Origin of the sequence: Mycobacterium sp. SMC-21, from assembly GCF_045310825.1 — a bacterium.
Classification (GTDB): Bacteria; Actinomycetota; Actinomycetes; order Mycobacteriales; family Mycobacteriaceae; genus Mycobacterium.
Genome location: NZ_JBJIAO010000008.1, coordinates 65075 through 87408 on the forward strand (window position 1 = coordinate 65075; position 22334 = coordinate 87408).

General features: G+C 69.9%; 18 protein-coding genes and 1 riboswitch. Of the genes, 11 read left to right on the forward strand and 7 right to left on the reverse strand.

Features of this window, described 5'->3' with window-relative positions; translation table 11 throughout:
* Position 1: 1 nt before the first annotated feature.
* The 4 genes from ACJH6H_RS10810 to ACJH6H_RS10825 form a co-directional block, all read right to left on the reverse strand.
* Positions 2–313, reverse strand: coding sequence for an urease subunit beta (locus ACJH6H_RS10810; protein WP_212814790.1), 312 nt, complete (start codon positions 311–313; stop codon positions 2–4).
* 42 nt (positions 314–355) lie between these two features.
* Complete coding sequence (locus ACJH6H_RS10815) at positions 356–658, reverse strand: urease subunit gamma (RefSeq protein WP_212814411.1); 303 nt, start codon at positions 656–658, stop codon at positions 356–358.
* Between the two features lie 77 nt (positions 659–735).
* On the reverse strand, positions 736–1137 hold the full coding sequence (locus ACJH6H_RS10820; RefSeq protein WP_212814409.1) for a PaaI family thioesterase: 402 nt from the start codon (positions 1135–1137) through the stop codon (positions 736–738).
* A 186-nt stretch (positions 1138–1323) separates the two neighbouring features.
* On the reverse strand, positions 1324–2094 hold the full coding sequence (locus tag ACJH6H_RS10825) for an iron reductase (protein WP_212814407.1): 771 nt from the start codon (positions 2092–2094) through the stop codon (positions 1324–1326).
* Positions 2095–2305: 211 nt separating this feature from the next.
* Here ACJH6H_RS10825 and ACJH6H_RS10830 point away from each other — a divergent pair, with 211 nt between their 5' ends.
* The 11 genes from ACJH6H_RS10830 to ACJH6H_RS10880 all read left to right on the forward strand — a co-directional run bounded on the left by ACJH6H_RS10830 (position 2306) and on the right by ACJH6H_RS10880 (position 17598).
* Positions 2306–2722 (forward strand): BlaI/MecI/CopY family transcriptional regulator, encoded by a 417-nt coding sequence (locus ACJH6H_RS10830; protein WP_029104910.1) that lies wholly within the window; start codon positions 2306–2308, stop codon positions 2720–2722.
* A 14-nt stretch (positions 2723–2736) separates the two neighbouring features.
* Complete coding sequence (locus ACJH6H_RS10835; RefSeq protein WP_212814405.1) at positions 2737–3693, forward strand: M56 family metallopeptidase; 957 nt, start codon at positions 2737–2739, stop codon at positions 3691–3693.
* A gap of 71 nt (positions 3694–3764) precedes the next feature.
* Complete coding sequence (gene gndA / locus ACJH6H_RS10840; RefSeq protein WP_371824547.1) at positions 3765–5264, forward strand: NADP-dependent phosphogluconate dehydrogenase; 1500 nt, start codon at positions 3765–3767, stop codon at positions 5262–5264.
* 92 nt (positions 5265–5356) lie between these two features.
* Positions 5357–6805, forward strand: coding sequence for a GuaB1 family IMP dehydrogenase-related protein (locus ACJH6H_RS10845; RefSeq protein ID WP_212814401.1), 1449 nt, complete (start codon positions 5357–5359; stop codon positions 6803–6805).
* 256 nt (positions 6806–7061) lie between these two features.
* Positions 7062–8423 (forward strand): hemolysin family protein, encoded by a 1362-nt coding sequence (locus ACJH6H_RS10850; protein ID WP_212814399.1) that lies wholly within the window; start codon positions 7062–7064, stop codon positions 8421–8423.
* A complete protein-coding gene (locus ACJH6H_RS10855) occupies positions 8416–9465 on the forward strand; it encodes a hemolysin family protein (RefSeq protein ID WP_212814396.1) in 1050 nt (349 codons plus the stop codon). Before ACJH6H_RS10850 ends, ACJH6H_RS10855 begins: the two co-directional genes overlap by 8 nt.
* Positions 9458–10360 carry a 3-methyladenine DNA glycosylase gene (locus ACJH6H_RS10860; protein WP_244872887.1) on the forward strand — a complete coding sequence of 301 codons (903 nt, stop codon included), beginning with the start codon at positions 9458–9460 and terminating at the stop codon, positions 10358–10360. The genes ACJH6H_RS10855 and ACJH6H_RS10860 overlap by 8 nt, the downstream gene beginning before the upstream one ends.
* Positions 10357–11724 carry a lipase family protein gene (locus ACJH6H_RS10865; protein ID WP_133427530.1) on the forward strand — a complete coding sequence of 456 codons (1368 nt, stop codon included), beginning with the start codon at positions 10357–10359 and terminating at the stop codon, positions 11722–11724. Before ACJH6H_RS10860 ends, ACJH6H_RS10865 begins: the two co-directional genes overlap by 4 nt.
* Complete coding sequence (locus ACJH6H_RS10870; protein WP_212814391.1) at positions 11721–13076, forward strand: alpha/beta hydrolase family protein; 1356 nt, start codon at positions 11721–11723, stop codon at positions 13074–13076. Before ACJH6H_RS10865 ends, ACJH6H_RS10870 begins: the two co-directional genes overlap by 4 nt.
* 101 nt (positions 13077–13177) lie before the next feature.
* Positions 13178–15391, forward strand: coding sequence for a malate synthase G (locus ACJH6H_RS10875; RefSeq protein WP_133427532.1), 2214 nt, complete (start codon positions 13178–13180; stop codon positions 15389–15391).
* A gap of 98 nt (positions 15392–15489) precedes the next feature.
* A complete protein-coding gene (locus ACJH6H_RS10880; protein ID WP_212814389.1) occupies positions 15490–17598 on the forward strand; it encodes a substrate-binding domain-containing protein in 2109 nt (702 codons plus the stop codon).
* A 111-nt stretch (positions 17599–17709) separates the two neighbouring features.
* Here ACJH6H_RS10880 and gcvP read toward each other — a convergent pair whose 3' ends face one another.
* The 3 genes from gcvP to ACJH6H_RS10895 all read right to left on the reverse strand — a co-directional run bounded on the left by gcvP (position 17710) and on the right by ACJH6H_RS10895 (position 22310).
* Positions 17710–20580, reverse strand: coding sequence for an aminomethyl-transferring glycine dehydrogenase (gcvP, locus tag ACJH6H_RS10885; RefSeq protein WP_212814387.1), 2871 nt, complete (start codon positions 20578–20580; stop codon positions 17710–17712).
* Between the two features lie 161 nt (positions 20581–20741).
* Positions 20742–20839: riboswitch (glycine riboswitch) on the reverse strand.
* A 106-nt stretch (positions 20840–20945) separates the two neighbouring features.
* Entirely contained in the window at positions 20946–21572 is a 627-nt protein-coding gene (locus tag ACJH6H_RS10890; RefSeq protein WP_020100160.1) for a MerR family transcriptional regulator, read from the reverse strand.
* Between the two features lie 243 nt (positions 21573–21815).
* Complete coding sequence (locus tag ACJH6H_RS10895; protein ID WP_020100159.1) at positions 21816–22310, reverse strand: bifunctional nuclease family protein; 495 nt, start codon at positions 22308–22310, stop codon at positions 21816–21818.
* Positions 22311–22334: the final 24 nt, after the last annotated feature.

Here is a 22334-nt window from a genome sequence, read left to right on the forward strand (position 1 = left end):
ATCAGCCATCCAGCTTTCCGGGCGGATTCAGCGACAGCCCGTACACCTCGCGGGTTCCGCCCAACGGGACCAGGGCAACCCGCTGCGCGACCCCGGGTTCGAACCTGATCGCGGTGCCCGCCGGCACGTCGAGCCGGTACCCGTGTGCGGCGGCGCGGTCGAACTCCAACGCGGAATTGGCCTGCGGGAAATGCACGTGGCTGCCGACCTGCACCGGCCGGTCACCGGCGTTGACCACGTCGAGGGTCAGCCGCTCGGCACCGGCGTTGATGGCGATATCGCCGTCGCCGTAAAGGATTTCGCCCGGAATCAGCCCCGCCCCCTCGACGGTCGCGCGTTCGGTCATCGTCGGGCCTCAGGCGATCGGATAGTGGACGGTGACGAGTTTGGTGCCATCCGGGAAGGTGGCCTCGACCTGGACGTCGGACAGCATCTCCGGGACCCCCTCCATGACGTCGTCGCGGCTGAGCACCTCACGGCCGCTGACCATGAGCTCCGCGACGGTCCGCCCGTCACGGGCGCCTTCCATCAGGTGATCGGTGATCACCGCGACCGCCTCGGGATGATTGAGGCGCAGCCCTCGGGCCTGCCGTCGGCGCGCCAGTTCGGCGGCGTACGAAATCAGCAGGCGTTCTTGCTCATGCGGCGTCAAACGCATAAGGGGCGATATTGCCACGGCACGCCGGGAATGGCATGTCGGGCGGTGGTTTTCAGCCCCTCACCGCAGGCGGGCGCTCAGCCCTCGAGGTTCTGCAGCCGCACCTGGCCCCGCGCCACCGGACGATCGTCCTCGTCGGTGATGGTGACCAGCCACAGCTGCTGCCGCCGGCCCCGGTGGATCGGCGTCGAGGTGGCGGTGACGGTGCCGGCCTTGAGCGCGCGGAGGAAGTCGGTGTTGTTGTTGACGCCGACGACGGTGCCGCCGCCGTGCTCGGCGAGCCAGACGTGGCCGGACACGCTCGCCAGACCCTCGACGATGGCGCAGTAGACGCCACCGTGCACGATGCCCCACGGCTGCAGGATCTTGTCGGTGATGGTCAGCTGGGCGCGGCCGCCGTCCGGGGTGACCTCGAGATAGGTCAGTCCGATTTCGCTGTCGAAGCCCTTGCCGAGGCCCTCGGGCACAGATGTCGTCACGAATAGCTGTCTACACGAGCGCCGGTGGCGGCGAGTTCGGCACCCACGCGCCACCAAAGCGAGCAGGCCCCGCACCGATGGTGCGGGGCCTGCTCTTCGAATGGACCGGGAATCACTGCAGCCCTCAGGATTCCGGCGCGGTCCGTTGGTCTTTCGACTCCTGAATAGTAGGCAAGGCTTGCCTAATTAGCAAGCCCTTGCCAGTTGCATCCGGTCGCGGCCGCGCACCGGCGCACCGAACCCAACAAGGGTGTCCAGCACCGCCTGCGCACGGCGCATACCGTCAGCCTCGCCCACCCCGGCCAACAGCGGCACCTGGGTCGCCGTGCTGACCACGGACGCACCGACGATGTGCCACATCGCCGACACCGCGAGGATGCCGCCGCTGACGTCGAAGAGCTTCGCGAACAGCGGGTTCAGCGCACGGTGGCAACGATGGGCGAGCCAGGTCGCGAGCGCTTCCTCACCCGGGAACGCGACGACACCCTCCCCGATCCGGCGGGTCGCCGGCACTCCCAGCCCTCCGAACACCGGATCCCCGGGCAGCACCCGCAATGTCGGGTCGGCGACGCCGACCCAGTCGATGCCGCCCTCCGAGTCGACGTGGACCCACAGGTTCTCCAAGCCGGGATCCCAGGCACGGCCCTCGAGCACCAGCAGCGGCACGACCCGGCCGACCACGACGTGCGCCAGCATTGCGGCCACCTGCTGGGCGGCCACCGCCTCGCTGCCGGTGTCGCCGGTCGCCGTGTCGAACATCATCTGCATGCGGTCGCCCGTCACCGCTTCGGCGAGCGGCCACCATCGGCGTCGGGAGATGTCGTCCATCACCGCGACGCCGTAGACCCGGGGATCACTGGGACACAACTCGCGCAGACGACGACTCGACTCGTGCAGCGGCAGCATCCGGCGGATGTCCATCGTGGCGATCAGCGGGTCAGTCACAGCGGAGGGCATGAACACATCCTTAAGTTAGGTTAGCCTTACTATAGTGACGACCCGCGAGATGTAAACCGCTGTGACGGGACTCACAAGCAGCAGAAAAACAGCCCTGACCGGGAACCACGACGCGCCACCGGGGCGTTGGGGAGAACATCCGAAATGGATACGACGCACGGTAGTAAATGCGTAGTACCCTGAGAACACTGCCGAAAGAGTGAAATAGGACATGGCGAAATTGACGCGACTGGGCGAGCTGGAGCGCGAGGTGATGGACCACCTGTGGTCCTCCCGCGAGCCGCAAACCGTGCGTCAGGTGCATGAAGCACTCGCGACGCGCCGGGATCTGGCCTACACCACGATCATGACCGTGCTGCAGCGCCTGGCGAAGAAGAACCTGGTCGTCCAGCATCGTGACGACCGCGCGCACCGCTACGCACCGACCCACGGCCGCGACGAGCTGGTCGCGGGCCTGATGGTCGACGCCCTCGACCAGGCCGCGGACTCCGGCAGCCGCGTCGCGGCGCTGGTGCATTTCGTCGAACGCGTCGGCGTCGACGAGGCCGATGCGCTCCGGCGCGCCCTCGATGAGCTGGAAGCCAAGCACCGAATCCCACCGGCGACTGGCAATTCCGGCACCGACTGAGAGACACTAAGCGCGTGTCCGCCCTGGCCTTCACCATCGTCGCGCTACTGCTGGTCGGGCCGGTACCCGCCCTGCTGGCGCGCGCATCGTGGCCACAGCGGGCCCCCCGGGCCGCGATCGTGCTGTGGCAGTCCGTCGCCATCGCCGCCGTGCTCTCCGCCTTCAGCGCCGGTATCGCCGTCGCCAGCAGGCTTTTCGCGCCTGGCCCGGACGGTCGTCCCACAACCACCGCGACCAGCGAGATCAGCGTCATGGGCTGGCCGTTGTGGATCACCCATGTCGCGGTCTTCGCCCTGACCCTCGTCGTCAGCGCCCGGCTGGCCATCGCCTTCGTCCAGGTCGCCATCGCGACGCGGCGCCGACGTGCCCACCACCGGATGATCGTCGACCTGCTCGACTGTTCGCGGGACACCGCCCCCGCACCCCAGGCCCGTCACCTCATCGGGCACGGCCTGCGCATCCTCGATGTCCAGCAGCCCCTCGCCTACTGTCTGCCCGGCGTCCGCAGCCGCGTCGTCCTCAGCGAAGGTGCGCTCAAGCACCTCGACGACAGTGAGATCGCCGCCATCCTCAGCCACGAACACGCCCACCTGCGCGCCCGGCACGACCTCGTGCTCGAGATGTTCATCGCCGTGCACGCCGCCTTCCCCCGCTTCGTCCGGAGCGCCAGCGCCCTCGACGCGGTCCGGTTCCTGATCGAACTGCTCGCCGACGACGCCGCCGTCCGCGCCACCGGCCCCACGCCACTGGCCCGCGCCCTGGTGGCCTGCGCGTCGGGCCGGGCACCCAAGGGCGCCCTCGCCGCGGGCGGGCCGACGACCGTCCTGCGGGTGCAGCGCCTGGCCGGCGAACCCAACAGCTCCTGGGTCGCCGCGGGCGCCTACCTGGCGGCCGCCTCCGTCCTGGTCGTACCGACCGTCGCGGTGGCTGTGCCCTGGCTCACTGAATTGCACCGGTTGTTCTTCTCGTAGACTTTGCGACTGGCAGCATCTCCCTTCCGTGGCGGATGACGCCGCACCGGCCCAGGCCGGTCCGAAATGCTATGCGCCACAACCAAACAACGAAAGGGCCAGCCGTGAGCTCGTCGGGAAACCCGGAATCAACCACCGCTACCGCCCAGATCGGGGTCACCGGCCTGGCGGTCATGGGCTCCAATCTCGCCCGTAACTTCGCCCGCCACGGCTACACCGTCGCGCTGCACAACCGCTCCGTCGCCAAGACCGACGCGCTGCTGGCCGAGCACGGCTCGGAGGGCAAGTTCGTCCGCAGCGAGACCATCGCCGAGTTCCTGGACGCGCTGGAGAAGCCGCGCCGCGTGATCATCATGGTCAAGGCCGGCGATCCGACGGACGCCGTGATCAACGAACTCGCCGACGCCATGGAGCCCGGCGACATCATCATCGACGGTGGCAACGCGCTGTACACCGACACCATCCGCCGCGAGAAGGCGATCCGCGAGCGCGGCTTGCACTTCGTCGGTGCCGGCATCTCCGGTGGCGAAGAGGGCGCGCTCAACGGCCCGTCGATCATGCCGGGCGGGCCCGCCGAGTCGTACGTCTCGCTCGGGCCGCTGCTCGAAGAGATCTCCGCGCACGTCGACGGCGTGCCGTGCTGCACGCACATCGGGCCCGACGGCGCCGGCCACTTCGTCAAGATGGTGCACAACGGCATCGAGTACTCCGACATGCAGCTCATCGGTGAGGCCTACCAGCTGCTGCGCGACGGCCTCGGCATGGCAGCCGGCGAGATCGCCGACGTGTTCGCCGAATGGAACAAGGGCGACCTGGACAGCTACCTCATCGAGATCACCGCCGAGGTGCTCAAGCAGGTCGACGCCAAGACCGGCAAGCCGCTGGTCGACGTCATCGTCGACGAGGCCGAGCAGAAGGGCACCGGCCGCTGGACCGTCAAGTCCGCGCTCGACCTCGGCATCCCGATCACCGGTATCGCCGAAGCCGTTTTCGCCCGCGCCCTGTCGGGCTCGGTGCCGCAGCGCCGCGCGACGGTCGGCCTGGCCTCGGGCCACCTCGGCGAAAAGCCCAGCGACGCCACGAAATTCATCGAGGACGTGCGGCAGGCGCTGTACGCCTCCAAGATCGTCGCGTACGCGCAGGGCTTCAACCAGATCGAGGCCGGCAGCGCCGAATACGGCTGGAACGTCAAGCCCGGCGACCTGGCCACCATCTGGCGCGGCGGCTGCATCATCCGCGCCAAGTTCCTGAACCGGATCAAGGAGGCGTTCGACGCCGAACCGGAACTCGCCACCCTGCTGGCCGCGCCGTACTTCCGCAGCGCGGTCGAGTCGGGCATCGACAGCTGGCGCCGCGTCGTCGTGACCGCCACCGAGCTGGGCATCCCGGTCCCGGGCTTCGCGTCGTCGCTGTCGTACTACGACGCGCTGCGCACCGAACGGCTGCCCGCCGCGCTGACGCAGGGCCTGCGCGACTTCTTCGGCGCCCACACCTACGGCCGCACCGACGCCCCGGAGGGCAAGAAGTTCCACACCCTGTGGAGCGGCGACCGCACCGAGGTCGAAGCCTAGGTTTCCCGTCACGCGAACTGCCCCTCTGCACCGGCAGCGGGGCAGTTCTGCGTCCACTCGGCATTGTCGGGCGAGCCAACTAGGCTGACGGTGTGCAGTTTCTCGAGTATGAATCGGCTGGCCACCGGCCCCCGTACGACCTGACCTACAACGACGTCTTCGTGGTACCGGGGCGCTCCGAACTGACGTCCCGCTTCGACGTCGACCTGGCCACCACCGACGGCACGGGCACCACCATCCCGATCGTCGTCGCCAACATGACCGCTGTCGCCGGCCGCCGCATGGCCGAGACCGTGGCCCGCCGCGGCGGCATCGTGGTGCTGCCGCAGGACCTGCCCATCGATGCCGTGCGGGGCACCGTCGACTTCGTCAAGAGCCGCGACCTGGTGGTCGACACCCCGGTCGTGCTCGCGCCCGACGACTCGGTCTCGGACGCGCTGGCCCTGATCCACAAGCGCGCGCACGGCGCCGCGGTCGTCGTCGACGACGGCCGCCCGCTGGGCCTGGTCACCGAGGCCGGCTGCGCCGGGGTGGACCGCTTCGCGCGCGTCCGCGACGTGGCCACCACCGACTTCGTGTCAGCGCCCGCGGGCACCGAGCCGCGCAAGGTGTTCGACCTGCTGGAGCACTCCCCGACCGGCGTGGCAGTCCTGACCAATGCCGACGGCTCGCTGGCCGGCGTGCTGACGCGCACCGGTGCCATCCGCGCCGGCATCTACACCCCCGCCGTCGACGCGCAGGGCCGGCTCCGCATCGCGGCCGCCGTCGGCATCAACGGTGACGTCGCCGCCAAGGCCCGGGCCCTGGCCGAGGCCGGTGTCGACGTCCTGGTGGTCGACACCGCGCACGGGCACCAGTCCAAGATGCTCGACGCGCTGTCCGCCGTGGCCGCGCTCGACCTCGGGCTGCCGCTGGCCGCCGGCAACGTGGTGTCGGGCGCCGGCACGCGCGACCTGATCAACGCGGGCGCGTCCATCGTCAAGGTGGGCGTCGGCCCGGGCGCCATGTGCACCACGCGGATGATGACCGGGGTGGGCCGCCCGCAGTTCTCCGCGGTCGTCGAATGTGCCGCGGCGGCAAAGGAACTCGGCGGCCACGTCTGGGCCGACGGCGGCGTCCGGCACCCGCGCGACGTGGCACTGGCCCTGGCGGCGGGCGCCTCGAACGTGATGATCGGGTCGTGGTTCGCCGGCACGTACGAGTCACCGGGCGACCTGCTGATGGACCGCGAGGGCCGCGTCTACAAGGAGAGCTTCGGCATGGCCTCCAAGCGCGCGGTCGCGGCCCGCACGGCCAGCGATGGCGCGTTCGACAGGGCCCGCAAGGCCCTGTTCGAGGAAGGCATCTCGTCGTCGAAGATGGCGCTGGACCCGGTGCGCGGCGGCGTCGAGGACCTGCTCGACCACATCACGTCCGGCGTCCGCAGCACCTGCACGTACGTCGGCGCGGCAAACCTCGCCGAGCTGCACGAGAAGGTGGTGCTCGGGGTGCAGTCGGCCGCCGGATTCGCCGAAGGACACCCGCTGCCGACGGGTTGGTGAGCAGGTCCGCAAGGGCCGACCAGCTACCATTGCCGTACGGCCGCCGCACGCAGCAGGCGTCGGACGGCTGTCGATATCGATTCAGCGAAAGGGAGCACGTGCCGCAGGCACCTGTTGGGGCGTCGACCGTCCCGAGCCAGGCGGGAGCGTGCCAGGCCGATCACGCGCTCCCCGAGTCGAGCGCCGAGTCCATCGACTCCGAACCTCCCAGTAGCCGGCCGGGCCGTCAGCCCGGCGCCCCGAGCGGTGGTGCACGGTGACCACCGCGCTGACCATCGCGAGCCTGGCCGCGTTCATCCTGCTCACCCTCGGGACGGCAGTCTTCGTGGCGGCCGAGTTCTCCCTGACGGCGCTGGAACGCAGCACCGTCGAGGCCAACGCCCGTGACGGGGGCCGCCGCGACCGCATCATCCGCACCGCGCACCGCAACCTGTCCTTCCAGCTGTCGGGCGCCCAGATCGGCATCTCGATCACCACGCTGATCACCGGTTACCTCGCCGAGCCCGTCGTGGCGCGGCTGCTGCACGGCCCGCTGCACGCCGTCGGCCTGCCCGAGCGGTTCACCGACCCGGTGGCCCTGACGCTGGCGCTGCTGATCGCCACGTCGGTGTCGATGGTGTTCGGCGAGCTGGTGCCCAAGAACCTCGCCGTCGCCCGGCCGGTGCCCACCGCGCGCGCCACCGTGCCGTGGCAGTGGTTCTTCTCCCTGTTGTTCTCCCCCGCCATCAAGCTGACCAACGGCACCGCCAACTGGGTGCTGCGCCGGCTCGGGGTCGAGCCCGCCGACGAGCTCCGCTCGGCGCGGTCCGCGCAGGAGCTGCTGGCGCTGGTGCGCAACTCCGCCGAGAGCGGCTCGCTGGACCCGCAGACGGCCGAATTGATCGACCGCTCACTGCAATTCGGCGGCCGCACCGCCGAGGAACTGATGACGCCGCGGTCCATGATCGAGTCGCTGGAGGTCACCGACACCGTCGCCGACCTCATCGAGACGGCCATCCGCACCGGGTTCTCGCGCTTCCCCATCGTCGCCGGCGACCTCGACGAGACCGTCGGCATCGTGCACGTCAAACAGGTCTTCGCGATACCCGTCGAGCTGCGCGCCGGCACCCGGCTGGCGCAGCTGGCGCGGCCCGTCCCGACGGTGCCGTCGACCCTCGACGGTGACGCGGTGATGACCCAGATCCGGGCCAACGGCGTCCAGACCGCCCTCGTGGTCGACGAATACGGCGGCACCGCCGGCATGGTCACCGTCGAGGACCTCATCGAGGAGATCGTCGGCGACGTCCGCGACGAACACGACGACGCCACCCCCGACGTCGTCGAGGTGCGCGACGGCTGGCTGGTGTCGGGTCTGATGCGCATCGACGAGGTGGACACCGAGACCCCGTTCCGCGCGCCCGAAGGCGATTACGAGACCATCGGTGGCCTGGTGCTCAAGGAGCTCGGCCACATCCCGGACGTCGGCGACACCGTCGTCCTGACCGAATTCGACCCGGACAATCCCGAACTGGACCCCGTGCGCTGGAAGGCCACGGTGATCCGGATGGACGGCCGGCGCATCGACCAGCTGGAGCTCACCCAGCTGGACCCGACCGAGTCGGGAGCCGACCATGAATGACGTCCTCGGCATCCTGCTGACCATGGTGCTGCTGGGCGCCAACGCGTTCTTCGTCGGGTCTGAGTTCGCGCTCATCTCGGCGCGGCGCGACCGGCTGCAGGCACTGGCCGAACAGGGCAAGCGCAGCGCCGTCACCGTGCTGCGGGCCGGTGAGCGGCTGTCGATGATGCTCGCCGGTGCCCAGCTCGGCATCACGATCTGCTCGATCCTGCTGGGCCGCGTCGGCGAACCGGCCGTCGCGCACCTGCTCGAGGAGCCCTTCGACGCGGTCGGCGTGCCCGATACGGTGCTGCACACCGTGTCCTTCGGCGTCTCCCTGGCGATCGTGGTGACGGTGCACGTGCTGCTGGGCGAGATGGTGCCCAAGAACATCGCCATCGCCGGGCCAGAGAAGGCCGCGATGCTGCTGATCCCGCCGTACCTGGTCTACATGAGCGTCGCCCGGCCGTTCGTCATCTTCTACAACTGGTGCGCCAACAGCACGCTGCGGCTGCTCGGCGTCGAGCCCAAGGACGAGCTGGACGTCACGGTCTCGTCGGTCGAACTGTCCGAGATGCTGACCGAATCACTGTCGGAGGGGCTGCTCGACGCCGAGGAACACGTCCGCCTCAAGCGCGCGCTGGACATCCGGACCCGGACGGTCAAGGACGTCGCGATACCGCTGCAGGACATCCGCGCGGTGCCGATCGCCGCGCCCGGGACCGGTCCCACGGTGGGCGCGGTGGCCCAGGCGCTGCGCGAGACGGGCTACTCCCGGTTCCCGGTCACCGACGGGCACAGCGCCTACCTCGGCTACCTGCACATCAAGGACGTGCTGCCGTGCATGGACGACAACGACGCGGTCCTGGACCGGTCCATGGTGCGCCCGCTGCCCATGGTCGCCTCGACGCTGCCGGTCGCCGACGCGCTGTCGTGGCTGCGCCGCAACAACAGTCACCTGTCCCTGGTGACCACCGACGGCTACGTCACCGCGATGGTGGCGCTGGAAGACCTGGTCGAGGACCTCGTCGGCGTGGTGCGTGACGGTACCCACCGTGTCTGAGACGGTGTGCGCGCCGCCGCGGGTCCTGGCCGAGGACGACTGGGCGGCGCGGGAACAGCGCTACCTGGACCGCGTCGACGCCTTCCTGGCGCCGCATGAACGGCGGATGCGGGCGGGCGAGCCGCACCCGGTGTGGGACTTCCTGTTCACGTACTACAGCCTCAAGCCCCGCCAGCTACGGCGCTGGCATCCGGGATACGGCCGGGCGCTGAGTGGTCCCGGCGCGCTGCGGTTCACCGACCGGGCCGGGTACGGCCGGTGCGGTGACGCCGTGACGGTGACGCCCGAGTACCTCGCCGGCCGCCGCGAGACCGTCGCCTTCGTCGCCGACCTGTTGGCTGCGACGGCGGCCCGCCCGGCGCGGCTGAACTGTTTCGGCCTGCACGAATGGGCCATGGTGTACCGCGCGCCCGAGGTGCGGCACGCCCAGGTGCCGCTGCGGCTGAGCGCGTCGGACACCGATGCCGTGGTCGAGTCGATGCCGCTGCGGTGCACGCATTTCGACGCCTTCCGGTTCTTCACCGAGGCGGCCGTACCGCGTAACGGCGAAGCCCTCACCCGACACGCCCAAGCGGCCACCGAGCAGCCGGGGTGCGTGCACGCAAATATGGACTTGTACAAATGGAGTTACAAGCTCGGACCTTTGCTGGAGTCGAATCTGTTGATGGATTGCCTTGACCTCGCGGCGGACGCACGCGTCCTCGACATGCAGGCCAGCCCGTACGACCTGAGCGACTACGGCATCGAGCCGATCGCCATCGAGGACCCGTCGGGCCGCGCCGAGTATGTGCGCCGCCAGCAGGACATCGCCAATCTCGCTGTGCCGCTGCGGGACTCGCTGCTGTCCGAGTGCCGGGCCTTGCTCGCGTACGACACCGACGGCGGCATGCTGTGACGGCCCGGACGGCGCTGCGCATCGCGGCGGCTGCCCTCGCCGCCGTGCTGACCGTCGCCGGCTGCTCCGACGATGCGCCGGGCCGCAGCCCGCAGCGCAGTGGTCAGGTGTTGCCGGGCGACTACAGCGGCGCCGGCCCCGGCACGCTCGTCGCCGCGCAGCCGCTGACGACCGTCGACCCCGAACTGGCCGGGCTGACCGCGATCTCCGCGCGCATCACCTACGTCTCGACTTCGGGCATCAACGACAGCCATCCCAAGGTGACGGGCTCGGTGTTCCTGCCGAAGGGCAACCCGCCCGAGGGCGGCTGGCGCATCATCGCCCTGGCCAACCCGGGCAGCGGCATCAAGTCCGACTGCGCGCCGTCGTCGTCGCCGAGCCTGCTGGGTCTGCTCCCGACCGTGCGACTCATGGTCGGCGCCGGCTATCTCGTGGCGATCACCGACTATCAGGGCATCGGGCTCGACGAGACCTATCACCCGTACCTGGACTCCACGACCGAGGGCTTCAACCTGATCGACCTGGCGCGGGCGACGCGCAAGCTGGTCTCCGCCGCCTCCACCAATTGGGTCGCCGTGGGCACCGGGCAGGGCGGTCAGGCCGCGTGGGCGGCCGCCGAGCTGGCCACCGACTACGGCGGCGGGCTCCGTCCACAGGGCGCCGTCGCGCTGGCCCCGACCGCGGCGCTCGAGTGGCTGGCCGACGCCTCGGCCGAGGGGAACCTGAACCGCGACCAGCAGCTGATGCTGCAGCAGTACCTCGCGGTCATGCCGCAGGCCTACCCCGGATTCCCCATCGAGGACTACCGCCGCGGCGCCGCCCGCGACCACTGGGACACGTTGTCGGCGTGCCGCGGCCCGGCGGTCGCCGACCGCACCGGCGTGCTGGATTCGCTGGGTCCGCACGACCTCGGCCCGACCACACCGGCAGCCGCCGACGCGTTGCGCGGTTACCTGCGCAAGGCGACGCTGCCGCAGGCGCCGGCCGCCGCGCCGATGCTGATCACCCCCGGGCCGCCCGACGGCCTGGTGCCGCCCGAGCAGACCGCCGCCGCCGTCGAACGGGCCTGCGCCATGGGCGACGTCATCGACTACGTCCAACCCGACGAGGCCGACGCCCTCGGCTGGATCACCGACCGGTTCAACGGGGTGCCCGCACCCAACACGTGTCCCGGCGCCACCCCGACCTCCACCACACCGACGTCGACGGCCAGTTCGCACTCGGACGACTCCGACAGCGACCAGTCGGACTCGGGTGGCGACGAGGTGACCCCGACCGCCGAACAGACCGCGGCCGAGACCGAGGCGCCGCACCACCAGCAGCCCGCGGCCCCGCCGCCGGCGGACCCCGGGGATGCCGAATGAACATCGGCCTGCTCGACGGCTGGCTCCCGACCCTGATCCAAGTGGTGACGGTGCTGGCACTGGTCGTCGCCGTCGGGCGACGGTCGCCGCGCTGGCTGCGGCTGTGGCTGCCGGTGGCCATCGGGACCGGCGTCGTCCTGGCCCTGGCGTGCAGCTGGTTCATCTCCGATCAGGGCCTGGCGGGCGGGCCGGCCCCGACGTCCCTGTGGGTGTGGATCGTGCTGACCGGGGTGGCGCTCGTCGTGGCCATCGCGGGCTGGCCCGGCCTGCACTGGTGGCGGCGGGCGGTGGCCGTCGCCGTGGTGCCGCTGTGCGCGGTCTGCGCGGGTCTGGCGGTCAACACCTGGACCGGCTACCTGCCGACCGTCGAGGCCCTGTGGCAGCGCGCCACCGGCGCCGAGCTGCGCGGCGAGATCGATCTCGAGACCGCGCTGACCATGCGCCGCTCCGGCGAGCGCCCGGACCGCGGCGTCCTCGTCTCGGTGCAGATTCCGACGACGGCGTCGGGCTTCCGCGCCCGTCCGGAGCTCGTCTACCTGCCGCCCGCGTGGTTCGCGCACGACGCCCCACAGCTACCGGCGGTCGTGATGGTGGGCGGCGAGTTCGGCTGGCCCGCCGACTGGCCGACGGCCGGCGGCGCGCAGCGCACCGCCGACGATTTCGCGGCCGCCCACGGCGGCAACGCCCCCATCCTGGTGTTCGTCGACACCAGCGGGCAGTTCTCCAACGACACCGAATGCGTCAACGGGCCGCGCGGTATGGCCGCCGATCACCTCACCAAAGATGTTGTGCCATTTGTCACGTCGACGTTCTCGGCGAGTGCCGACCCGTCGCGGTGGGGCATCGTCGGCTGGTCGGCCGGCGGCACGTGCGCGGTGATGACGACCGTCATGCACCCCGAGCTGTTCCAGACGTTCGTCGACATGGACGGCCAGGTCGGCCCCAACGCCGGTTCCGAACCCCAGACCATCGCGCGGCTCTTCGGCGGTGACGCGGCGGCGTTCGCCCATTTCGATCCCGCGACCGTGGTGCGGAAGCACGGCCCGTACACCGGCGTCGCCGGCTGGTTCGCGGTGTCGGAGAACGGGCCGGTGGTGTACCAGCCGGCACAGGCCGGCACGCCGACGAACGTGCAACCGCCGGACAATCCGGAGAGCCACACCGCCGTCGCGACCTACATGTGTGCGTTAGTCAGCGCCGCCGGCATCGAGTGCTCGGTCGTCCCGCACGGCGGTGACCACACGTTCCCCAGCGCCGCAGAGGTGTTCACCGCGGCCCTGCCGTGGCTGGCCGGACGCCTGCACACGCCCGGCGTCCCGGCCATCGGTTTGCCCGGCTCGACACCGCAATAACGGTGTGACCCGGTTCTCATTGGCCGACGCACCGGTGAGCTGCGGTTACCCACGGGTAAAGTGGATGGTCGCCGTGTGGGCTGCTTAGGAGGAAGAAGAAAATGACTGATCGTGTGACGGTGGGAAATCTGCGGGTGGCCCGCGTACTGCACGACTTCATCACCAACGAGGCTCTGCCCGGCACCGGGGTCGATCCGGACAGCTTCTGGGCGGGGGTCGACAAGGTTGTCACCGACCTGACCCCGCAGAACCAGGACCTGCTGGCCCGCCGTGACGACCTCCAGGCGCAGATCGACAAGTGGCACCGCGCCCGCGTCATCGACCCCGTCGACACCGACGAGTTCAAGACCTCCTACCAGGAGTTCCTGTCCGAGATCGGCTACCTGCAGCCGGAACCGGCCGACTTCAGCATCACGACCTCGGGCGTCGACCCGGAGATCACCAGCACCGCGGGACCGCAGCTGGTGGTGCCGATCCTGAACGCCCGGTTCGCGCTCAACGCCGCCAACGCCCGCTGGGGTTCGCTGTACGACGCGCTGTATGGCACCGACGTCATCTCCGACGAGGGCGGCGCCGAGGCCGGCAAGGGTGGCTACAACAAGGTGCGCGGCGACAAGGTGATCGCCTACGCCCGCAACTTCCTGGACCAGGCCGTCCCGCTGGCGGCCGGCTCGTGGGCCGACGTCACCGGTCTGAAGATCGACGACGAGCACCAGCTGCAGGCCGAACTGGGCGACGAACTGTCGAGCGGCCTGGCGAACCCCGAAGAGTTCGTCGGCTACACCGGCCAGCTCGGGGATGCCTCGTGGTCGGTGCTGCTCAAGCACCACGGACTGCACATCGAGATCCTGGTCGACCCCACCTCGCCGGTCGGCTCGACCGACAAGGCCGGCATCAAGGACGTCGTGCTGGAGTCCGCGGTCACCACGATCATGGACTTCGAGGACTCGGTCGCGGCCGTCGACGCCGACGACAAGGTGCTCGGTTACCGCAACTGGCTGGGCCTGAACAAGGGCGACCTGTCCGAAGAGGTCAGCAAGGGCGGCAAGACCTTCACCCGCGTGCTCAACCCCGACCGCGTGTTCACCACGCCGGACGGCGAGGGTGAACTGACCCTGCCGGGCCGCAGCCTGCTGTTCGTCCGCAACGTCGGCCACCTGATGACCAACGACGCCATCATCGACGCCGAGGGCAACGAGATTCCCGAGGGCATCCAGGATGCGCTGTTCACCGGCCTGATCGCCATGCACGGCCTGAAGTCCACCGAGGAGAACGGCGAGCTGACCAACAGCCGCACCGGCTCGGTCTACATCGTGAAGCCCAAGATGCACGGGCCCGACGAGGTCGGCTTCACCTGCGAGCTGTTCAGCCGCGTCGAGGACGTCCTCGGCCTGCCCGAGGCCACCCTCAAGGTCGGCATCATGGACGAGGAGCGCCGGACGACGGTCAACCTCAAGGCCTGTATCAAGGCTGCCGCCGACCGCGTGGTGTTCATCAACACCGGCTTCCTGGACCGCACCGGCGACGAGATCCACACCTCGATGGAGGCCGGTCCGATGGTGCGCAAGGGCGCCATGAAGACCCAGACCTGGATCAAGGCCTACGAGGACGCCAACGTCGACACCGGCCTGGCGTGCGGCCTGGCCGGCCGCGCCCAGATCGGCAAGGGCATGTGGGCCATGACCGACCTGATGGCCGACATGGTCGAGCAGAAGATCGGTCAGCCCAAGGCCGGCGCCACCACCGCGTGGGTGCCCTCGCCCACCGGCGCGACGCTGCACGCCATGCACTACCACCAGGTCGACGTGTCCGAGGTCCAGAAGGAGCTGGCCGGCAAGAAGCGCACCACCCGCGCCGAACTGCTGACCATCCCGCTGGCCAAGGAACTGGCCTGGGCGCCCGAGGAGATCCACGAAGAGGTCGACAACAACTGCCAGTCGATCCTCGGCTACGTGGTGCGCTGGATCGACCAGGGCGTCGGCTGCTCGAAGGTGCCGGACATCCACAACATCGCCCTCATGGAGGACCGCGCCACGCTGCGCATCTCCAGCCAGCTGCTGGCCAACTGGCTGCGGCACGGCGTCATCACCGAGGACGACGTGAAGGCGAGCCTGCGCCGGATGGCCGCGGTGGTCGACGAGCAGAACGCCGGTGATCCCGCGTACCTGCCGATGGCCCCGGATCCGGAGGGCAGCATCGCCTTCCAGGCCGCGCAGGAGCTGATCCTCGAGGGTTGCAGCCAGCCCAACGGTTACACCGAGCCGATCCTGCATCGGCGCCGGCGGGAGTTCAAGGCCGCACACGCCGGTTCGTGAACGGTCAACTCCCCCATCATCGTTGATTAAAATTCGGCGGGCCCGCGTCACTCGACACGGGTCCGCCGATTGCACGCCGACACCAGGAGCAGACACCAATGGGTAGGCACAGAGCTCCCGACGACGACGAATCGAACGCCGACGAATCACGCGACGACGCGGTCTCCGACTACGACGCGCTGTCGCCCGACATCCCGGAAGCCGACGACACCGCGACCGGCGTGCTGGGATTCCGGGTGCCCGACGACTGGGCCGAGATGCACGGGATGCCTGCTGCCGAGAACCCGCGTGCTGCCACCCCACCCCCCGCCGCGCCGCCGTCCGACAACGGCGACCGGTACGAGACCGACGAACCCGACTACGGCGAGCCCGACTATTCGGACCAGCCCGACCTCACCGGCGCCGACAGCGTCACCCAGGCGTTCCCGTCCGTCCCGCGCCGGGCCTCGGTCCGGTCGCACGGCGGCGACTGGGAGGGCGGCGAATGGACCGGCAGCCACCGGGCCATTCAGACCAAGCGCCGCGGCGTCAGCGTCGGGGTCATCGCCGCGCTCGTGACCGTCGTGGTCGTCGTCGCCGCGGTGATCCTGTGGCGGTTCTTCGGCAGCGTGCTGTCCGACCGCAGCCGCGAGGCCTCGGCGCGGTGCGTGTCCGGCTCGGTCAGCGTGCCCGTGCTGGCCGACCCGTCGATCTCCGATGCGCTCAACTCGCTGGCCGGCAAGTACAGCCAGACCGCCGCGCCCATCGGCGACAAGTGCGTCAAGGTCGAGGTCAAGGCGACCGACCCGACCACCGTCGTCGACGGGGTGGTGAACAAGTGGCCGTCGAACCTGGGTCCGCGGCCCGCACTGTGGGTGCCGGCGAGCTCGGTGTCGGCGGCCCGGCTGGTGGCCGGCGCCGGCGAGCAGGCTGTCAGCGGTGAAGCCAAGTCGCTGGCGACCTCGCCCGTGCTGCTGGCTGTCAGGCCACAGCTCAAAGACGCTCTGGCCCAACAGAATTGGGGCACCTTGCCGGCACTGCAGACGAACCCGACGGCGCTGGACGGCTTGAGCCTGCCGGGCTGGGGTTCGCTGCGGCTGGCCGTGCCGACCGTCGACAACAGTGACGCGGCATACCTGGCGGCTGAAGCCGTCGCCTCGGCCGCGGCCAACGGCGGCCCGGTCAACGCCGGCGCCGGTGCCGTGCACCGGTTGACGGCCGCACAGCCGAAACTCGCGGACCCCAAGGCCTCGACGGCGCTGGATGCCCTCATCTCCGCGAGCGACCCGGCCACGGCGCCGGTGCACGCCGTCGTCACCACCGAACAGCAGCTCTACCAGCGGTCGCAACACACCGACAACGCCAAGGGCAAGCTGGCGGCCTGGCTGCCGCCCGGCGCACCGGCGGTCGCCGACTACCCCGCCGTGCTGCTCGGCGGCGAGGGCCTGTCGCACGAGGAGGTCACCGCGGCCAGCGAGTTCGAGCGCTTCCTGCGCAAGCCCGAACAGCTCGCCGAGCTGTCCAAGGCCGGCTTCCGCGTCAGCGGCGGCAATCCCCCGAAGAACGACGTGGTGAACCTCGGCTCCCTGCCCGACGCCCTCGCCGTCGGCGACACGGGCACGCGCGCCACGCTGGCGAACGCCGTCGGCGGCACCTCGAAGAGCGGCGCCGTGACGATCATGCTGGACCAATCGATGCCGACCAGCGATGGCGCCAAGACCCGCCTGGGCAACGTGACCACCGCGCTGATGGACCGGCTCAAGGCGATGTCGCCGAACAGCTCGGTGGGTCTGTGGACGTTCGACGGCGTCTCGGGGCGCAGCGAGATTCCGGTGGCGCCGCTGAGCGAGCAGGCGCATTCGACGCAGCTGATCTCGAACCTGAACAGCCAGAGCTCGTCGGGTGGCGGGCACGTCTCGTTCACGACGCTGCGCATGCTCTACGGCGATGCGATGTCGAAATATGTCGACGGCCAGGCGAATTCGATCCTGCTGATCACCTCGGGCCCGCACACCGACCAGTCGCTGGACGGCCAGGGCCTGCAGGACTACATCAAGTCGGCGTTCGATCCGGCCCGGCCGCTGGCGGTCAACGTCATCGACATCGGGTCCGACTCGGACGGTTCGACGTGGCAGGCCGTCGCGCAGCTCACCGGCGGCACGTTCACCAGCATGCCGACCTCGGCGGCGCCGGAGCTGGTCAACGCCGTCGCCGCGGCCCTGCCCTAACCCGGGTTTTTCTCACCACCCGCGAGCGGCCGTGTCTGCGCGCGACACGCCGCGACCTACATACAAAAACGTCCCGCTCAGCAGCGCTGAGCGGGACGTTTTTGCACGGACCTAGGCGAACGCCTCGATCGGCGGGCAAGAGCAGACCAGGTTGCGGTCGCCGAACGCGCCGTCGATACGGCGGACGGGCGGCCACACCTTCGGCCGGAAACCCTTGCCCAGCGGGTAGGCGGCATGCTCGCGGGTGTACGGGTGCTTCCACTCGTCGACCAGCAGGCACTCGGCGGTGTGCGGCGCGTTGTGCAGCGGGTTGTCGTCGGCCGGCCACTCACCGGAGCCGACCTGGTCGATCTCGGCCTTGATCGCGATCATCGCGGCGATGAAGGCGTCGACCTCGGTCAGGCTCTCGCTCTCGGTGGGCTCGACCATCAGCGTGCCGGCAACCGGGAAGCTCATGGTCGGCGCGTGGAAACCGTAGTCCGCCAAGCGCTTTGCCACGTCGTCGACGGTGACGCCGGTGGCCTTGGTGATGGCCCGCAGGTCCAGGATGCACTCGTGGGCGACCATGCCGTTCTCGCCGGTGTAGAGCACCGGGTAGTGCTCGTCGAGGCGCCGCGCGATGTAGTTGGCCGACGCGATCGCGGTCAGCGTCGCCGCGCGCAGCCCGGCCGCGCCCATCATCCGGATGTACGCCCAGGTGATCGGCAGGATCGACGCCGAGCCGTACGGCGCCGCCGACACGGTGTGGTCGTCGGCGAGCTCGGCGGCCAGCGGGTGCCCAGGCAGGTACGGCGCGAGGTGCGACCGGACCGCCACCGGGCCGACGCCCGGACCGCCACCACCGTGCGGGATGCAGAAGGTCTTGTGCAGGTTCAGGTGGCTGACGTCGCCACCGAACTTGCCCGGACGAGCGAGGCCCACGATGGCGTTGAGGTTGGCGCCGTCGACGTAGACCTGACCGCCGGCGTCGTGCACGGCGGCGCAGATGTCGGCGACGTCCTGCTCGTACACCCCGTGCGTCGACGGGTAGGTGATCATCAGCGCGGCCAGATCACTGGCGTGCTCGGCGACCTTGGCGCGCAGGTCGTCCAGGTCGACGTCACCGTTCTCGCGGCACGCCACGACGACGACCTTCATGCCGACCATGGCGGCCGACGCGGCGTTGGTGCCGTGCGCGCTGGACGGGATCAGGCAGATGTTGCGGCCGGCCTCGCCACGGGCCTCGTGGTAGGCGCGGATGGCGAGCAGACCGGCGTACTCGCCCTGCGACCCGGCGTTGGGCTGCAGCGACACCGAGTCATAGCCGGTGATGCTGACGAGCCACGCCTGGACGTCGGCGATCAGCTTGCGCAGACCCGGGGTGTCCGACGCCGGGGCGAACGGATGCTGCTGCGCGAACTCGGTCCAGGTGATGGGTTCCATCTCGGCGGCCGCGTTGAGCTTCATGGTGCACGAGCCCAGCGGGATCATGCTGCGGTCCAGCGCGATGTCCTTGTCGGCGAGCGAGCGCAGGTAGCGCATCATCTCGGTCTCGGTGCGGTACCGCGAGAACGCCGGGTGGGTGAGGAATTCCGAAGTGCGGGTGTGGATTTCGGGGCCGTCCCAGTGATGGCCGCCGCGCGTCGCACCGAAGGCGGCGAGCACCGCGTCGACGTGCTCGGCGGTCGTGGCCTCGTCGCAGGACACCGAGATGTGGTCGGCGTCGACGAGCCAGACGTTGATGCCGCGCTCCTTGGCGGCCGCCTGCACCTGCGCGGCCATGCCGGGAACCCGAGCCAGGACGGTGTCGAAGAATCCGGAGTGGACGACCTCGACGCCGGCCTCCTTCAGGCCCATGGCCACCGCGAGGGCGTGGCCGTGCACGCGGTGCGCGATCGCGGTCAGCCCGCGCGGCCCGTGGTAGCTGGCGTACATCGCGGCGATCACCGCGAGCAGCACCTGCGCGGTACAGATGTTGCTGGTGGCCCGGTCGCGGCGGATGTGCTGTTCGCGGGTCTGCAGGCTCAGCCGGTAGGCCTTGGCGCCGTCGGCGTCGACCGAGACGCCGACCAGACGCCCGGGCAGCTGCCGGGCGTGCTTGCCGTGCACGGCCAGGTAGCCGGCATGCGGGCCGCCGAAGCCCATCGGCACGCCGAAACGCTGCGTGGTGCCGAAGGCGACGTCGGCGCCGATCTCGCCGGGCGGGGTGACGAGCGTCAGCGCCAGCAGGTCCGCACCGATGGCGACCAGCGCACCGCGCTCGTGAGCCTGCGCGATCAGCGCGGACCAGTCGTTGACCGCGCCGCTGGCCCCCGGCACCTGGGCGATGACGCCGAAGAAGTCGCCTTCGGGCAGGCCGTCGCGCAGGTCGGCGGTGACGATCTCGATGTTCAGCGGTTCGGCGCGAGTGGCCAGCACGGCCGCGGTCTGCGGGTAGATGTCGGCGTCGACGGCCAGGCGGCGGCAGTCGCCCTTGACGGCGCGGTGCATCAGCGTCATGGCCTCGGCGGCGGCGGTGGCCTCGTCGAGCATCGAGGCGTTGGCGATCTCCATGCCGGTCAGGTCGGTGACCATGGTCTGGAAGTTGAGCAGGGCCTCCAGCCGGCCCTGGCTGATCTCCGGCTGGTACGGCGTGTAGGCCGTGTACCAGGCCGGGTTCTCGAGGATGTTGCGGCGCAGCACGGCCGGGGTCAGGGTGTCGAAGTAGCCCTGGCCGATCATCGACACCGCGACGGTGTTGGTCTCGGCGAGCGCCCGCAGCTCGGCCAGCGACTGCTCTTCGGAGGCCGGGGCCGGCAGTTCGTCGAGGCCGGGGGCCAGGCCGGCGCTGGACAGGGCATCGAGGATGCCCGCGGGCAGGGCCTTGGCGGCGAGCTCTTCGAGCGAGTCGACGCCGATGATCTCGAGCATGGTGGCCACCGCGCCGGCATCCGGACCGATGTGCCGGTCGACGAAGCGAAGCTGGTGGTGCTCGGCAGAGGAACGGGACGTGCTGTCGGTCATGACGGCCTCTCCAGACGTTCAGGCTCGGGGCAGGCTTGCCACGGAACCGCTAGGGGTTCCTCCCCCTCTGTCGTCGGTGCCTGAGAGATTCGGCCCGACGGCGTGGTCGGCCTTTCCCCATGGGCGGGCGAGTCGCAGCTCGCCGCTTTCCAGAGGCATCGGGCTCCGGCGCGGTCCGGGGGCCTGAGAGGTTGATGGAGAGGTATTGCTCCTTCGGCGTCCATGGCTGGCGGCCACAGAACTCTCCCGCGTCGGGACGATGCGCGCGCCAGTCTACCGGTCGGTCACCGATGGTCACGAATGGACAGCAAACGGCCCCTCTCCGTGGGGAGAGGGGCCGTTGCTCGTGCTTGGGTTGGCGGGACTCAGCCGATCTTGCGGTCGCGCTGCTTGCGACGCGAGGCGAGTTCGTCCTCGGGCGCGGCGATGGACTCGCCGCCGTCGGCACGCTCACCCGGGAAGTCGGCGATGGCGCCGGTCAGCTCACGCATGGCGCCCGAAACCGCGATGCCGAACACGCCCTGACCGCCCTGCAGCAGGTCGACGACCTCTTCGGCCGACGTGCACTCGTACACCGTGGTGCCGTCCGAGAACAGCGTGATGTTCGCCAGGTCATGTACGCCGCGCTGGCGCAGGTGGTCGACCGCGACGCGGATGTTGTGCAGCGAGATGCCGGTGTCCAGCAGCCGCTTGACGATCTTGAGGACCAGGATGTCCTTGAACGAGTACAGGCGCTGGCTGCCGGAGCCGGCGGCGCCGCGGATCGACGGCACGACCAGCGAGGTGCGGGCCCAGTAGTCCAGCTGACGGTAGGTGATGCCGGCGATCTGGCAGGCGCTCGGCCCGCGGTAGCCGACCAGTTCGTCGGGAACAGACTCGTCAGGGAACAGGCCTGCCTGCACCGGCACGGGAGCCGGTGTCGGGGCGGCCTGCTCAGGCGCGCCGTTGGTCGTCAGGTCCAACTGCTCTTGACGTGGCGTCTCGTCGCCCACTGCCTGATCCTCTCGCCGATCGAACTAACCTGCCTGGCGGCCACTGCTGCTCGGCGGGCATGTCCGCTGCTCGAATGTGTCGAGCATACGCTTCCCGCCGGGCCACTTCAGCCCGTCACCAGAACGAGGAAAGTATGTGGCGCGGATTCGGCGAATCCGCAAACGGCGCACCGAGTGTCGACACGCGCTGACCTAACTGAGATGCATCCGTAACAAGGGCCCTCCGGGACAGCGCACTCCGACCTAAGTCGCCTTGAAATCGTCCGGCGAAATGCTGTCGAGGAACTCCTTGAACTTCTCGACCTCGTCCTCGCGCACGGGGCCGGACGACTCCTCGTCACCCTCGTCCGGGATGAGCAGACCCGCCTCTGCGAGTACCGCTTCCTCGACGTAGATCGGTACGCCCACCCGCAGCGCGATGGCCACCGAGTCCGACGGCCGCGCCGACACCGTGATGTCGCGGTCGAACACCAGGTCGGCGTAGAAGGTGCCTTCCTGCAGGTCCACGATGCGCACCTCGCGCAGCGAATGACCAAGCGCGGCAATCAGATCCTTGATCAGGTCGTGCGTCAGGGGCCGAGCCGGCGAGACGCCCTGCTGCTCGAGCGCGATCGCGGCCGCTTCGGACTGCCCGATCCAGATCGGCAGGTAGCGGTCACCGTCGGATTCGCGCAGCAAGAGCACGGGTTGGTTCTGCGGCTGTTCCACCCGAATGCCGACCACACGAACCTCGCCCATCTGCGTCTGCCCTCCGCAATCCGT

Coding starts and splice junctions, on each gene's coding strand:
- ACJH6H_RS10815 (WP_212814411.1), bottom strand. CDS start 658: ATGCGTTTGACGCCGCATGAGCAAGAACGCCTGCTGATTTCGTACGCC.
- ACJH6H_RS10825 (WP_212814407.1), bottom strand. CDS start 2,094: ATGCCCTCCGCTGTGACTGACCCGCTGATCGCCACGATGGACATCCGC.
- ACJH6H_RS10830 (WP_029104910.1), top strand. CDS start 2,306: ATGGCGAAATTGACGCGACTGGGCGAGCTGGAGCGCGAGGTGATGGAC.
- gndA (WP_371824547.1), top strand. CDS start 3,765: ATGCGCCACAACCAAACAACGAAAGGGCCAGCCGTGAGCTCGTCGGGA.
- ACJH6H_RS10855 (WP_212814396.1), top strand. CDS start 8,416: ATGAATGACGTCCTCGGCATCCTGCTGACCATGGTGCTGCTGGGCGCC.
- ACJH6H_RS10870 (WP_212814391.1), top strand. CDS start 11,721: ATGAACATCGGCCTGCTCGACGGCTGGCTCCCGACCCTGATCCAAGTG.
- ACJH6H_RS10875 (WP_133427532.1), top strand. CDS start 13,178: ATGACTGATCGTGTGACGGTGGGAAATCTGCGGGTGGCCCGCGTACTG.
- ACJH6H_RS10880 (WP_212814389.1), top strand. CDS start 15,490: ATGGGTAGGCACAGAGCTCCCGACGACGACGAATCGAACGCCGACGAA.
- gcvP (WP_212814387.1), bottom strand. CDS start 20,580: ATGACCGACAGCACGTCCCGTTCCTCTGCCGAGCACCACCAGCTTCGC.
- ACJH6H_RS10895 (WP_020100159.1), bottom strand. CDS start 22,310: ATGGGCGAGGTTCGTGTGGTCGGCATTCGGGTGGAACAGCCGCAGAAC.